Source organism: Phenylobacterium sp. CCH9-H3 (assembly GCF_001557235.1).
Taxonomy (GTDB): domain Bacteria; phylum Pseudomonadota; class Alphaproteobacteria; order Caulobacterales; family Caulobacteraceae; genus Phenylobacterium.
Genome location: NZ_LSJI01000168.1, coordinates 39,413 through 52,606 on the forward strand (window position 1 = coordinate 39,413; position 13,194 = coordinate 52,606).

Consider the following 13,194-nt stretch of genomic DNA (forward strand, 5'->3'; position numbering starts at 1 on the left):
CCTTGGTTGGCGGTATGCACCATCACGAGTTATTGGCTGCATCCTTGCACCGACATGTTGCCGAGAAGCGAACGCCGATGAACACTGAAGCTGTCCTGGACGAATTTCGCGCCGCCGGGGCGCTGCGAGAGGGCCACTTCATCCTGGCGTCAGGCCGCCACAGTCCGATGTTCCTGCAGAAGAACCTGGTTTTCCAATATCCTGAGCGGACCGAGCGCCTTTGCCGGGCCCTGGCCGCCAAGATCGAGGCCCAGTTCGGCAAGCCGGACGTGATCGTCGCCCCGGCCGTCGGCGCCATCATTCCCGGCTACGAAGTGGCCCGCGCCATGGGCGTGCCGTCGATCTACGTCGAGCGCGAGGACGGCAAGTTCCGGCTGCGCCGCGCCTTCAGCATCGCCCCCGGCGCCAAGGTGGTCGTGGTCGAGGACGTGATCACCACCGGCGGCTCGTTCCGCGAGGCGGTGGAGCCCATCGAGGCGGCCGGCGGCGTTGTGGTCTGCTGCGCCTGCATCGTCGACCGCTCCGGCGGCCGGGCTGAGGTGGGCTGGCCCCTGGTGGCCCTGGCGACCGTGGACGTTCCGTCCTACGCCGCCGATGAGATCCCTCCCGAGCTGGCCGCCCTCCCGGCGGAGGAGCCGGGCTCCAAGAGGCTCCGCGGATGAGCAGACTGCGCCTGGGCGTCAACATCGACCACGTCGCCACCGTGCGGAACGCGCGGGGCGAGGGCTATCCCGATCCCGTCCGCGCCGCCGAAATGGCCCTGGCCGCCGGCGCTGACGGCATCACCGCCCACCTGCGGGAGGATCGCCGCCACATCTCGGACGCCGACATCGACGCCCTGGCGGTCACCTGCCGCCGGCGCGGACGCCCGCTCAACTTCGAGTGCGCCGTGACGCCCGAGATGGAGGCTATCGCGCTCGCCCACCTGCCGCACGCCGCCTGCCTGGTGCCGGAGCGGCGCGAGGAGGTCACCACCGAGGGCGGCCTCAACGTCGTGAAGGGCCACAACACCATCGCCCCTGTCGTATCGCGGCTGGTCCAGGCCGGCATCCGGGTCTCCTGCTTCATCGATGCGGATGTCGCCCAGGTCGCCGCGTCCCGGTCGGTCGGCGCCCAGGTGGTCGAGCTGCACACCGGCGCCTATTGCGAGGCCGTCCGGGGCGGCCGGCGCGAAGAGGCCGAGGCCCTGCTGGCGAACCTCAAGGGCGCCGCCGCCGAGGCGCATCGCCTGGGCCTGGAGGTCCACGCCGGCCACGGCATCGACTACGAGACGGTCAAGCCCGTCGCCGCGATCCCGGAGCTGATGGAATTGAACATCGGCCATTTCCTGATCGGCGAGGCCATCTTCATCGGCCTGGGGCCCGCCATCCAGCGGATGCGGGCCCTGATGGACGAAGCTCGGGCGCAGGTGGCGGCGTGATCCTGGGCCTGGGCTCCGACCTTTCCGACATCCGCCGCATCCAGGAGAGCCTCGACCGCTTCGGCGACCGCTTCAAACAGCGGGTGTTCACCGAGCTGGAGCGCACGCGCTCCGACCGAAAGGTCGACGCCGCCGCCAGCTACGCCAAGCGCTTCGCCGCCAAGGAGGCCTGCGCCAAGGCCCTGGGCACCGGCATGCGCCGGGGGGTCTTCTGGCGCGACATGGGCGTGGTCAACATGCGCTCGGGCCAGCCCACCATGGCCCTGACCGGCGGCGCGGCCGAGCGGCTCAAGGAGATGACGCCGCCGGGCATGAAGGCGGTCATCCACCTGACCCTCACCGACGACCACCCCTACGCCCAGGCCTTCGTGATCATCGAGGCGCTGCCGGAATAGAGTCGCGCGCTCAGGACCCCGACGCGCCGTCCGGCCGGCGCGTCTGGCCGGGGTCGTAGAAGAACGTCTCGCGCCAGATCCTGTCGCCGCGCCATTCCTGCCAGGCGATCTCCTCGAAGCGGTTCACGTGGCCCTTCTTCGAGGTGAAGGTGAAGCGCCAATGGATCGCCACGCGGTCCCCGTCCACCAGCGGCGGCGCCAACAGTTCGGTGACCACCTCGGCCTGCCGGGCCAGCATCTGCGCCTCGCCGGCCATCAGCAGGTCGCGGCCGACCCGCGGGGCGTCCTGGTTCTCCTGCATCGCGGCGTCCTCGGCGTACCAGTCGCGGATCGCCTCCACGTGCTGGCCGCTCAGCACCTGGGCGACGAAAGCTTCCACAGTCTGGCGCGACGGCATCGATTTCCCCCTCAGGCGGCCGGAGCGCTGCGCCGCTGCATCAGCCGCGGCCACAGGGTGTTGATGGCCAGACCGCCCAGCACCAGCACGGCGGCGGTCAGCTTCCAGCTCGTCAGCGCCTCGCCCAGCAGGATCGCCGAGGCGCCCATGCCGAACACCGGCACCAGCAGGGAGAGGGGCGCGATGGTGGCGGCGGGGTGGCGCGCCAGCAGCCAGGCCCAGGCGGTGTAGCCGAAGATCGTATTGCCTACCGACTGCCACAGCAGCGCCGCCCAGGCCCCGGCGTCGGCATGCTGCACGGCGCCGGAGATCGCCGGCCAGCCCTCGAACATCAGCGCCAGGGCGAACAGCGGCGGCGCCGAGAAGACGCTGGCCCAGACCACATAGCTCAACATGTTCACCGGTCCGGCCGCCCGCGCGGCCGTGTTCCCGCCCGCCCAGCCCAGGGCCGCGATCAGCACCAGTCCGAGACCCAGGGGCGTGACCTCGCCGTTGGTGTGGATCATCAGCCAGCCCAGCCCGCAGGCCGCCATCGCCAGGGCCACCACCTGGAACGTCCGCACCCGCTCGCCGGCCAGCAGCATGGCGAAGCCGACGGTGAAGAAGGCCTGCACCTGCACCACCAGGCTCGCCAGCCCCGGCGAGATCATGTTGGTCATGGCGATGTACAGCATGCCGAACTGGCCGACCCCGATCAGCACCCCGTAGAGGGCCAGGTTCCACCACGGAACGGCCGGCCGCTTCAGGAAGAAGATCGCCGGCAGCACCGCGAAGGTGAAGCGCAGGGCCGCGAACGTCAGGGGCGGAAAGTCCTCCAGCCCCCACTTGATGACCACGAAGTTGGTCCCCCAGATCGCGATGACCACCAGGGCCAGCAGGAGGTGCAGCGGGGGCAGGGCGTCGCGAGTCATCGCACTCTACATATGCGGGCAAGCGCGGCTGTCACCGGTCCATTTCGCGCGAACTGGCCCTTGATCATCGGATCGGGCGCTCACTCCACCCCTGTCATCCCGGTTTTGGCGCAGCCAAAGACCGGGACCCCGATCTGTTGCGTTCGGACGAGCACTAGGGCGGCGACGCTTCCACGGTCTTCACATCGCAACACATCGGGGTCCCGGTCTTCGCGTGCCGCGAAACCGGGATGACAACGCGAGGAGAGGGAGGTTCCATCCCGGCGACCGATCGCCGCCTGTCGCATTGTTCACGGGCGCGGAACTTGCTCATGGGTTACGGAGCGGATAGGCACACACCGCTTCGGGACGCCGAGGCGCCAGGGACGACGAATGAGCGAGAACGTGCAGAGCGTGAAGACGCCTGAAAAATCCGGCGCGTGGCACGAGCTGGTCGAGATCTTCAAGACCATCTTCTGGGCGCTGCTGATCGCGCTGGTCCTGCGCGTGGTCTTCTTCCAGCCCTTCACCATCCCGTCGGCGTCGATGGAGCCGAACCTCTACGAGGGCGATTACATCATCGTCTCCAAGTTCAGCTACGGCTACTCGCACCACTCGATCCCGTTCAGCCCGCCGCTGTTCAAGGGCCGGATCATGGACAAGCCGGCCGAGCGCGGCGACATCGTCGTCTTCAAGCTGCCCAGCGACAACCGCACCGACTACGTCAAGCGCGTCATCGGCGTGGCCGGCGACCGCATCCAGATGAAGAACGGCCTGCTCTACGTGAACGACAAGCTCGTCCCGCGCGAGGCCCTGTCGCCGATCCGCGAGGACGTGGGCGGCGGCTACATCCGCGACGTGCCCCGCTACGAAGAGCGCCTCGCCTCGGGCGAGCGCTTCGTGACCCAGGACTTCGGCACGGACGGCGAGCTCGACAACACCGACGTCTTCGTCGTCCCCGAAGGCCACTACTTCATGATGGGCGACAACCGCGACAACTCGTCGGACAGCCGGGTGAACCCGGCGATCGGCGGCGTGGGCTACGTCCCGGCCGAGAACCTGGTCGGCAAGGCGCAGATCATCCTGCTGTCCTGGAAGCCGGAAGCGTCGATCTTCAAGCCCTGGACCTGGGTGCTGGACGCCCGCCCCAGCCGGTTCTTCAAAGTCCTCAAATGAATGCCCGCCCCCGATGAACGCTAGGGCTGCGGCGGTCGAGGACCTCGAAAGCCGCATCGGCCACGTCTTCGCCGACCGCGAACTCCTCGAGCGCGCGCTGACCCACGCCAGCGTCGGCGACGGCGCGCGCGAGGTGCGCCACAACGAGCGGCTGGAGTTCTTAGGCGATCGGGTGCTGAACCTCTGCGCCGCCGAGCGGCTGATGGCCCTGGACCCCGACAGCCGGGAAGGGGAGATGTCGCGCCGGCTCGCCAGCCTCGTGAACTATCACGCCTGCGCCCGGGCGGCGGAGCGCGCCGGCCTGCCGGCGGCCCTGCGCCTCTCCGCCAGCGCCACCAAGGTCGGGGCCCGCAAGTCCGACGCGGTCCTGGGCGACGCCTGCGAGGCCCTGATCGCCGCCCTCTACATCGACGGCGGCCTGGAGACGGCCAAGGCCTTCTTCGAGAAGTTCTGGGCCGAGGAATTCGTCCACCTCGACACCCCGCGCGGCAAGGATCCCAAGACCCAGCTCCAGGAGTGGGCGCAGGGCCTCGGCCTGCCGCTGCCGGCCTACGAGGTCGTCCAGCGCGAGGGCCCGGCCCACGCGCCGGTTTTCACGGTCGAGGTGCGCGTGAAGGGCTTCGAGCCCGAGCGCGGCGAGGGCGGTTCGCGCCAGGCGGCCGAAAAGGCCGCCGCCCAGGTTATGCTATTGAAGCGCGAAGGCGTGGAATCCGAGGCCGGCCAATGACCCAGCACGCAGGCTTCGCGGCCATCATTGGCGCCCCCAATGCGGGCAAGTCGACGCTCACCAACCGCCTGGTGGGGGCCAAGGTCTCCATCGTGACCCAGAAGGTCCAGACCACCCGCTTCCCGGTGCGCGGAGTCGCCATCGAAGGCGAGACCCAGATCGTCCTCGTGGACACCCCCGGCATCTTCCAGCCGCGCCGCAAGCTGGACCGCGCCATGGTCCGCGCCGCCTGGGGCGGGGCCGAGGACGCCGACGCCATCGTCCACCTCGTCGACTCCGTGGCCGAGCTGGCCGCCCCCACCAAGGAGGGCAAGCCCGCCGACCGCCGCGCCGCCGCCGACGTCGAAGCCATCGTCGAAGGCCTCAAGGCCTCCGGCAAGAAAGCCATCCTGGCGCTCAACAAGATCGACGGCATGAAGCGCGAGACCCTCCTGGGCCTCTCGCAGCGCCTCTTCGAGACCGGGGTCTATTCCGAGGTCTTCATGATCTCCGCCGCCGACGGCTCCGGCGTGGACGACCTCAAGCGCCGCCTGGCCGAGCTGATGCCCGAGGGCCCCTGGCTCTACCCCGAGGAGCAGACCGCCGACCTGCCGGCCCGCCTGCTCGCCGCCGAGATCACCCGCGAGAAGCTCTACCTGCGCGTCCACGAGGAGCTGCCCTATTCGGCCGCCGTCGAGACCACCGCCTTCCAGGAGCGCAAGGACGGCGGCGTCCGCATCGAACAGACCATCTACGTCGAGCGCGAGAGCCAGCGGCCGATCATCCTGGGCAAGGGCGGCCAGACCCTGAAGTGGATAGGCCAGAAGGCCCGCGAGGAGCTCATCGAGCTGTTCGACCGCCCCGTCCACCTCTTCCTGCACGTCACCGTCGACGAGAAATGGGCCGACAAGCGCGAGTTCTACGGCGACGTGGGCCTCGACTTCGACAGCTAGCCTTCCCAGACTCCAGCCGAAGGCGAGGAGGAGTGGCGACGTCGTATAGACCGTCTCTATCGAAGTTTTCTTTACAATCAATTTTACGCGGCGTCCCGCCTGGTTGATCCTCTCCTCAAGACACGCAGGTCCCTGCTGTCGGAAGCGCGAGGAAACTGAGATGGATCAGAAGGTCGACCATGCGAAGGGCTGCCCCGTCGGCAAGCCTACGACTGTGCGGTCGCTGCTGGGGCGCACGAACCAGGACTGGTGGCCGGAGTCCCTGCCGCTCGACATCCTCAAGCAGGGCGGGCTCTCGCCCGACCCCATGGGCGCGGATTTCAACTACGCCGAGGCGTTCAACGCCCTGGACTACGACGCCCTGAAGGCGGACCTGAAGGCGCTGATGACGGACAGCCAGCCGTGGTGGCCGGCGGACTACGGCCACTACGGCCCGTTCATGATCCGCATGGCCTGGCACGCGGCGGGCACCTACCGCACCGCCGACGGCCGCGGCGGCGCCAATAGCGGCCAGCAGCGGTTCGCACCGCTCAACAGCTGGCCGGACAACGGCAACCTCGACAAGGCGCGGCGCCTGCTGTGGCCCATCAAGCGCAAGTACGGGAAGAACATCAGCTGGGCGGATCTCTTCATCCTGGCCGGCAACGTGGCCATCGAGTCCATGGGCGGGCCGGTCTTCGGCTTCGGCGGCGGCCGCGCGGACGTCTTCGAGCCCGAGCGCGACATCTACTGGGGTTCGGAGGAACAGTGGGTCGGCCATGCGGACAACAAGACCCGCATCCTGCCGGAAGAGCAGCTGGAGCTCGAGCACCCGCTCGCCGCCATCCAGATGGGCCTGATCTACGTCAATCCGGAGGGCCCGGGCGGCGTGCCGGACCCGCTGCAGTCGGCGCGCGACATCAAGATCACCTTCGAGCGCATGGCGATGAACTACGAGGAGACCGTCGCGCTGACGGCCGGGGGGCACACCTTCGGCAAGGCGCACGGGGCGGGCGATGCGAGCCTGGTCGGCGTCGCGCCCGAGGCGGCCGACATCACCTTGCAGGGGCTGGGATGGGCCAGCGCCCACGAGAGCGGGATCGGCGAACACACCATCACGAGCGGCATCGAAGGCGCCTGGGTGAACACGCCCACCGAATGGTCGGAGAACTACTTCCGCCTGCTGCTGGACTATGAGTACGAGCTCGTCCGCAGCCCCGCCGGCGCGAAGCAGTGGCAGCCGATCAACCAGAAGCCGGAGGACATGGCCCCGGCGGCGCACGATCCGTCCAAGCGCGTGCCGACGATGATGACCACGGCCGACATGGCCCTGAAGGTCGACCCGGAGTTCCGCGCGATCTCCGAGAAGTTCCGCAACGACCACGCCGCCTTCAAGGACGCCTTCGCGCGGGCGTGGTTCAAGCTGACCCATCGGGACATGGGCCCCAAGGTCCGCTACCTCGGCCCCGAGGTCCCCGCCGAAGATCTGATCTGGCAGGACCCGGTGCCCAAGGGCCAGGCGCCGTCCGATGCCGAGGTCGCCGCGTTCAAGTCGAAGATTCTGGACGCGGGGTTCAGCATCGGCCAGCTGGTGAAGACCGCCTGGGCCTCGGCGTCCACCTATCGCCGCAGCGACCACCGCGGCGGCGCCAACGGCGCCCGCCTGCGCCTGGAGCCCCAGACGGGCTGGCAGGTGAACGAGCCGGAGGAACTGGCCCGCATCCTCGCCAGGATCGACGAACTGCGCGGCGGGCTGTCCATGGCCGACGCCATCGTGCTGGCCGGGACGGCGGCGGTGGAGAAGGCCGCCCGCGACGCCGGCTTCGCCGTCGAGGTCCCCTTCACCGGCGGTCGCGGCGACGCGACCCAGGACCAGACCGACGCGGCGAGCTTCGCAGTGCTGGAGCCGGTGGCCGACGGGTTCCGCAACTACCTGAAGACCAAGCACTCGGTCCGCACCGAAGAGCTGCTGCTCGACCGCGCCTCCCTGCTGGGTCTTTCGGTTCCGGAGATGACGGTGCTGGTGGGCGGCCTGCGGGTCCTGGGCGCCAACTACCGCGACGCGCCGGAGGGCGTCTTCACCACGCGGAAGGGCCAGCTGACCAACGACTTCTTCGTCAACCTGCTGGACAACGACACCTTCTGGAAGGTGGTCGACACCAGCGCCGACGAGGCGTTCATCGGCTACGACCGCGGCGGCGGTCAGGAGAAGTGGCGCGCCACGCGCACCGACCTGATCTTCGGCTCCAACAGCCAGCTCCGGGCGACGGCCGAGGTCTACGCCGAGCGCGGCAATGAGGAGAAGTTCGTCCGCGACTTCGTCAAGGCCTGGACCAAGGTGATGAACGCCGACCGGTTCGACCTGCCGCAGAACCTCGACAGCGTGCAGCCGATCGGCGTCGCCGAACCGGCGGCGCGATAGCAGCCCACGGAGGTAAGCCTCGCGCCCGCCGAAATCCGGCGGGCGCGAGCGATCCGGTGACGTGCATCCTGCCAGCGACGTCGCCGCGGGCGGGTCGGCGCTTCGCGAAACGCCGGCGAGCCCCTAACTAGGGCCCATGGTCGACCTTGACGCCTATTTCGCCCGCATCGGCTACGCCGGCCCCCGTGACGCCAGTATCGCCACCTTGAGGGCGCTGCATGCCCTGCATCCGGCGGCGATTCCCTTCGAAGCTATCGACTGCCTGCTGGACCGCGGCGTCGACATCTCGCCGGCCGCGGTGGACGCCAAGCTGATTCACGGCGGCCGAGGCGGCTACTGCTTCGAGCACAACAGCCTCTTCACGCGCGTGCTCACCGAGCTCGGCTTCCAGGTCGAAGGTCTGGCCGCCCGGGTGCGCTGGAACGCCCCGCCCGACGCGCCCGCCCAGCCGCGCACCCACCACGTGCTCAAGGTCGCCGCCGAAGGGCAGGACTGGCTGGCGGACGTGGGCTTCGGCGGCTGCGTCCTCACCGCGCCGCTGCGCTTCGCATCCGACGTGATCCAGGTGACCGACCACGACAACTACCGCCTGCTGGCCATCCCCGGCGGCCTGTCGCTGGAGGTCCGGCGCGAGGCGGGCTGGGTCCCGGCCTATGACGTCTCGCTCAGCCCCTGCGTGCCGCGGGACTATGAGATGGCCAACTGGTTCACCTCCACCCATCCCACCAGCCACTTCCGCCACAACCTCCTGTGCGCCCGCACCACCCCCACGGCGCGCTACGGCCTCCTGTTCAACCGCTTCACCACCCGCCCGCTGGACGGGACGCCGACCAAGCAGATCCTCGACGCCGACGGCATCGAGGCGGTCCTGCGCGACACCTTCGGCCTCGCGGTCGAGCCGTCCTGGCGGCCGATGATCGAGGGCGCCGCTGAGGCGCCGCCCGCCTGATGGAATTCGAGGACGACGCCTTCGTCCTGGCGGCCCGGACCCACGGCGAGTCCGGGGCCATCGTCGAGCTCTTGACTGCCCGGCACGGCCGCTACGCCGCCCACGTGGCGGGGGGCGGCTCCCGGCGCATGCGCCCGTTCCTGCAGCCGGGGGCCCAGGTGCTGGTCCGCTACCGCGCCCGCGTGTCCGACCAGCTCGGCTCGGCCAGCCTGGAGCCGGTGGGCGAGGGGCCGGGCGCCCTGTTCGATGATCCCCTGGCCCTGGCGGGCCTCTCCGCCGCCGCCGCCGTGGCCGCCGGCGCCCTGCCGGAGCGCGAGCCGCATCCGGGCGCCTACCTGGCCTTCGAGGCCCTCTGCTCGGCCCTCGCCATCCCGGACATCTGGCCCGCCGTGTTCGTCCGCTTCGAGGCGGGCCTGCTGCAGGACCTGGGCTTCGGCCTGGACCTCTCCAAGTGCGCCGCCACCGGCGCCACCGACGACCTCATCTATGTCAGCCCCCGCACCGGCCGGGCCGTCAGCCGCGGAGCCGGCGAGCCCTACAAGGACCGCCTGCTCATCCTGCCGCCCTTCATGCTGGGCGCCCAGGCGGGGCTCGCGGCGGGCGACGTGGGGGCGGGCCTCGGCCTCACCGGCCACTTCCTGGAGGCCTTCATCTTCGGCCCCCTGAACCGCCCGCTGCCGCCCGCGCGCCTGTGGCTGCTGGACAGGCTTCGCGACGCGAACCGTCTCTGATACAAGCGCCGCCATGACCGCGACCAAACTCAATCAGGCCATTTGCCAGCAACGCTGCCCAGCAGCGGTGTTTGCGCACGCCTGTCCTTGAGAGCCGCCCCGGTCCGACAGCCGTTCCCCGCAAACCCCGCTCCGGCGGGGTTTTTGCTTCCAGCGCCCCCGCCGAGCTTCCCATCCCAAGGAGCTCTCCCATGTCGCCCCCACTGACCGACACCGACGTCCTGACCGACACCGACATCGCCCGCATTGGGCTGGGCGTCGCCGACCGCACCCTGCCCAAGGCCGAGTGGACGCACGCCGCCCACTTCGCTGCCGCCATCTGGCTGCTCACCCGTCCCGGCGTGGAGGCCGAGGCCGTGATGCCGGGCCTGATCCGCGCCTACAACGAAGCCACCGGCGTGCCCAACACCGATACGTCCGGCTACCACGAGACCATCACCCTGGCCTCCCTGCGCGCCGCCCGCGCCTGGCTGGCCGCGCGGCCCCACGCGAGCCTCGCCTCGGCCCTCGCCGAGCTCCTGGCCTCGCCCTACGGCCGCTCCGACTGGCTCCTGGCCCACTGGACGAAGGACCGGTTGTTCTCGCCGGATGCGCGGCGCAGATGGGTGGAGCCAGACCTGCAACCCCTGCCGTTCTGAACCCACCTGTCATCCCGGTTTCGCCGCAGGCGAAGACCGGGACCCCGATCTGTTGCGCCTGAATGATCTCGCTGGCTTCGCCGCGTTGCCCGCCGCCTACCGCATCACATCGGGGTCCGGACAAACGCTGCGCGCTTTCCGGGATGACAAGGGGAGATTGGGGTAAAAATGCCCGGCGGGCCGCGCTAGAACCGCAGTGAAATCCCACCACTCCGATTCCAGACTGCCCATGACCGTCATCACTGCCCCTCCCGGTCCCGGCGACGGCGACCGCATCATCGACGAGCCGCTCTCGGAGGCCCTCAGCCGCCGCTACCTGGCCTATGCCCTCAGCGTCATCACCGACCGGGCCCTGCCGGACGTGCGCGACGGCCTGAAGCCCGTGCAGCGCCGCGTGCTCTACGCCATGCGCGAGATGCGGCTGAACCCGGACGCCGCCGCCCGCAAGTGCGCCAAGGTGGTGGGCGAGGTGATGGGCGGCTATCACCCGCACGGCGACCAGTCGATCTACGACACCCTGGTCCGCATGGCCCAGTCCTTCGCCCAGCGCTATCCCCAGGTCGACGGCCAGGGCAACTTCGGCAACATCGACGGCGATAACGCCGCGGCCATGCGCTACACCGAGGCCAAGCTGACGGTGGCCGCCACGCTCCTGCTGGACGGGATCGAGGAAGACGCCGTCGACTTCAAGCCCACCTACGACGGCTCCGACGACGAACCGGTGGTCCTGCCCGCCGGCTTCCCCAACCTGCTCGCCAACGGCAGCACGGGCATCGCCGTGGGCATGGCCACGTCCATCCCGCCGCACAACGCCGGCGAGCTGATCGACGCCTGCCTCCTCCTGCTGGACCAGCCGGACGCCTCCACCGAGGCCCTGATGACCCACGTCCAGGGTCCGGACTTCCCCACCGGCGGCGTCATCGTCGAGCCGCGCCAGGCCCTGCAGACCGTCTACGAGACCGGCCGCGGCGGCGTCCGCGTCCGCGCCCGCTGGGCCAAGGAGGACCTGGGCAAGGGGACCTACCAGATCGTCATCACCGAGATCCCCTACCAGGTGCGCAAGGCCGAGCTGATCGAACAACTCGCCGGCCTGATCGACGCCAAGAAGGCGCCCCTGCTGGGCGACGTGCGCGACGAGTCCGCCGAGGACGTCCGCGTGGTCCTCGAGCCCAAGAGCCGCAATGTCGAGGCCGAGGTCCTGATGGAGAGCCTGTTCAAGCTCTCCGACCTCGAGACCCGCTTCAGCGTCAACCTCAACGTCCTGGACGCCCGCGGCACGCCGGGCGTTATGAGCCTGAAGCAGGCGCTGACCGCCTTCCTCGACCACCGGCGCGAGGTGCTGGTCCGCCGGGCCCGCCACCGCCTGGCCAAGATCGAGGCGCGGCTGCACATCCTCGACGGCCTGATGATCGCCTACCTCAACCTCGACGAGGTGATCCGGATCGTCCGCTACGAGGACAAGCCCAAGGAAAAGCTGATCGAGACCTTCTCGCTCAGCGAGATCCAGGCCGACGCCATCCTCAACACCCGCCTGCGCCAGCTGGCCCGGCTGGAGGAGATGGAGATCCGCCGGGAGCACGCCGAACTGGCCGAGGAGCGCGACGGCATCCAGGCCATGCTGGCCTCCGACAAGGCCCAGTGGAAGCTGGTGGGGCAGGGGCTCAAGGACACCAAGGCCCAGCTGGCCGACCTCAACGCCCGCCGCTCCACCTTCGCCGAGGCGCCCCAGATCGACACCGAGGCGGCCCTGGAAGCCATGATCGTGCGCGAGCCGATCACCATCATCCTCTCCGAACGCGGCTGGATCCGCGCCGCCAAAGGCCGGGTCGAGGACCCCTCGGAGCTCAAGTTCAAGGAGGGCGACAAGCTCCAGTTCCTTGTCCCCGCCGAGACCACCGACAAGCTGCTGATCTTCGCCAGCGACGGCCGCTTCTTCACCTTAGGCTGCGACAAGCTCCCCGGCGCCCGCGGCCACGGCGAGCCCCTGCGCCTGATGATCGACCTCGACGACAAGGTCGGCCTCGTTGACGTCTTCCCGCACAAGCCGGGCACGAAGCGCATCCTGGCCTCCAAGCAGGGCTACGGCTTCATCCTGCCGGAGGAAGAGGCCATCGCCTTCCGCCGCGCCGGCAAGCAGGTGCTGAACGCCGGCGATCCCAGTAAGAAGGGAGAGGGCGCCGCCGTCTGCCTCCCGCTCGGAAACGCCGACCACCTCGCCGTCATCGGCGACAACGGCAAGCTGCTGGTCTTCCCCACCGCCGAACTGCCCGAGATGCCCCGGGGCAAGGGCGTGAAGCTGCAAAGCTACCGCGAAGGCGGCCTGCGCGACGCCACGGCCTTCAGCGAACCCGAAGGCCTGACCACCGTCGATCCCAGCGGCCGCACCCGCGCCTGGCCGGACTGGAAGGACTGGCTGGGCCGGAGAGCCGGCGCCGGCAAACTCGCCCCCAAGGGCTTCCCCGCGACGAAGCGGTTCCGGCCCAAACCCTGACCCCGCGCGCCGGCGCCCCAAAAGATCACCGCCAAGCCGCCAAGACC

13 protein-coding genes are annotated in these 13,194 nt (G+C 69.7%); 11 read left to right on the top strand and 2 right to left on the bottom strand.

Annotation, left to right across the window (positions count from 1 at the left end; genetic code table 11):
* Positions 1 to 77: 77 nt before the first annotated feature.
* The 3 genes from pyrE to acpS are packed head-to-tail and all read left to right on the top strand — an operon-like array spanning position 78 to position 1,815.
* Positions 78 to 662, top strand: a complete 585-nt coding sequence (gene pyrE / locus AX721_RS14895; protein WP_068876774.1) for an orotate phosphoribosyltransferase — start codon at positions 78 to 80, stop codon at positions 660 to 662.
* Positions 659 to 1,420 (top strand): pyridoxine 5'-phosphate synthase, encoded by a 762-nt coding sequence (locus AX721_RS14900; RefSeq protein WP_068876775.1) that lies wholly within the window; start codon positions 659 to 661, stop codon positions 1,418 to 1,420. The genes pyrE and AX721_RS14900 overlap by 4 nt, the downstream gene beginning before the upstream one ends.
* Positions 1,417 to 1,815 (top strand): holo-ACP synthase, encoded by a 399-nt coding sequence (gene acpS, locus AX721_RS14905; RefSeq protein ID WP_068876776.1) that lies wholly within the window; start codon positions 1,417 to 1,419, stop codon positions 1,813 to 1,815. Before AX721_RS14900 ends, acpS begins: the two co-directional genes overlap by 4 nt.
* A gap of 10 nt (positions 1,816 to 1,825) precedes the next feature.
* Here acpS and AX721_RS14910 read toward each other — a convergent pair whose 3' ends face one another.
* A complete protein-coding gene (locus tag AX721_RS14910) occupies positions 1,826 to 2,212 on the bottom strand; it encodes a nuclear transport factor 2 family protein (RefSeq protein ID WP_068876777.1) in 387 nt (128 codons plus the stop codon).
* 11 nt (positions 2,213 to 2,223) lie between these two features.
* Positions 2,224 to 3,123: an EamA family transporter gene (locus AX721_RS14915; RefSeq protein ID WP_068876778.1), complete on the bottom strand. Its 900-nt coding sequence runs from the start codon at positions 3,121 to 3,123 to the stop codon at positions 2,224 to 2,226.
* 372 nt (positions 3,124 to 3,495) lie between these two features.
* Between AX721_RS14915 and lepB the strand changes: the two genes are divergently transcribed.
* The 8 genes from lepB (at position 3,496) to parC (ending at position 13,147) form a co-directional block, all read left to right on the top strand.
* Positions 3,496 to 4,278 carry a signal peptidase I gene (lepB, locus tag AX721_RS14920; protein ID WP_068876779.1) on the top strand — a complete coding sequence of 261 codons (783 nt, stop codon included), beginning with the start codon at positions 3,496 to 3,498 and terminating at the stop codon, positions 4,276 to 4,278.
* Between the two features lie 13 nt (positions 4,279 to 4,291).
* The gene (gene rnc, locus AX721_RS14925) at positions 4,292 to 5,005 is read left to right on the top strand and encodes a ribonuclease III (RefSeq protein WP_068876780.1); all 714 of its coding nucleotides are present in this window, start codon (positions 4,292 to 4,294) and stop codon (positions 5,003 to 5,005) included.
* A complete protein-coding gene (era, locus tag AX721_RS14930; protein WP_068876781.1) occupies positions 5,002 to 5,937 on the top strand; it encodes a GTPase Era in 936 nt (311 codons plus the stop codon). Before rnc ends, era begins: the two co-directional genes overlap by 4 nt.
* 160 nt (positions 5,938 to 6,097) lie before the next feature.
* On the top strand, positions 6,098 to 8,338 hold the full coding sequence (katG, locus tag AX721_RS14935) for a catalase/peroxidase HPI (protein ID WP_068876782.1): 2,241 nt from the start codon (positions 6,098 to 6,100) through the stop codon (positions 8,336 to 8,338).
* 136 nt (positions 8,339 to 8,474) lie between these two features.
* On the top strand, positions 8,475 to 9,287 hold the full coding sequence (locus AX721_RS14940) for an arylamine N-acetyltransferase (protein ID WP_068876783.1): 813 nt from the start codon (positions 8,475 to 8,477) through the stop codon (positions 9,285 to 9,287).
* Positions 9,287 to 10,018, top strand: a complete 732-nt coding sequence (gene recO, locus AX721_RS14945) for a DNA repair protein RecO (protein ID WP_068876784.1) — start codon at positions 9,287 to 9,289, stop codon at positions 10,016 to 10,018. Before AX721_RS14940 ends, recO begins: the two co-directional genes overlap by 1 nt.
* A gap of 191 nt (positions 10,019 to 10,209) precedes the next feature.
* Positions 10,210 to 10,656: a hypothetical protein gene (locus tag AX721_RS14950; RefSeq protein ID WP_197422591.1), complete on the top strand. Its 447-nt coding sequence runs from the start codon at positions 10,210 to 10,212 to the stop codon at positions 10,654 to 10,656.
* Positions 10,657 to 10,885: 229 nt separating this feature from the next.
* Positions 10,886 to 13,147, top strand: a complete 2,262-nt coding sequence (gene parC, locus AX721_RS14955) for a DNA topoisomerase IV subunit A (RefSeq protein WP_068876785.1) — start codon at positions 10,886 to 10,888, stop codon at positions 13,145 to 13,147.
* Positions 13,148 to 13,194: the final 47 nt, after the last annotated feature.